Source organism: Streptomyces alkaliphilus, from assembly GCF_014141535.1.
Classification (GTDB): Bacteria; Actinomycetota; Actinomycetes; order Streptomycetales; family Streptomycetaceae; genus Streptomyces; species Streptomyces alkaliphilus.
Map to the genome: position 1 here is coordinate 1 of NZ_VKHT01001584.1, position 679 is coordinate 679.

Consider the following 679-nt stretch of genomic DNA (forward strand, 5'->3'; position numbering starts at 1 on the left):
CCCTCCCCACCGTCGGGGTCCGCCGTCCCCGCCCCGACCGGCGCCGAACCGGCCGGGTGGACCAGGTACATCGCCTCCGAGAACAGGGGCACGCTCTCCACCCCGGGCTCGGGCCGGTCGGGCACGAAGTCGGACCCGTGGACCAACGCCGCGTCCAGGTCTCCGGCCCGCAGCGCGTCGCCCCCCGCCGCCGGGTCGATCTCCACGATCATCGGCTCCAGGGTGGGCCGGCGCTCGGCCGGGATGTCCAGCGCCCTCGGCACCAGTGAGCGACCGGCGGAGGGGAAGGCGCCGATCCGCACCGGACCCGCCGGACCCGACCGGGTCCCCGCCAACTCCGCGGCGGCCCGTTCCAGCCGTTCGAGCACCGCCTCCGCGTGCTCCACCAGGCGCAGGCCGGCCGGGGTGATGACGCGGCGCCCCGTCCTCTCCAGCAGGACCACCCCCGCCTCGCGCTCCAGCACCCCCAACTGCCGGGAGACGGCGGAAGGGCTGAACGCCAGGGCCTCGGCGACCGCCGCGATGGTGCCGCGCCGGGACAACTCCCGCAGCAGGCGCAGTCCGCGTACATCGAGCATCGGCTCGGCTTGTGCTCGGGGCCGGAAACATTCGCCGGCCCCGGGGCTTTCCGTCTCGCGATGCTGCCCCCATGGCCACCCACCTCCCGCCGACCGGCCTC

General features: G+C 76.1%; 1 protein-coding gene. It reads right to left on the reverse strand.

Annotation, left to right across the window (positions count from 1 at the left end; genetic code table 11):
• A partial coding sequence (locus FNQ90_RS25810) for a LysR family transcriptional regulator (protein WP_182608515.1) occupies positions 1-578 on the reverse strand: 578 nt, incomplete at its 3' end.
• Positions 579-679 lie beyond the last annotated feature (101 nt).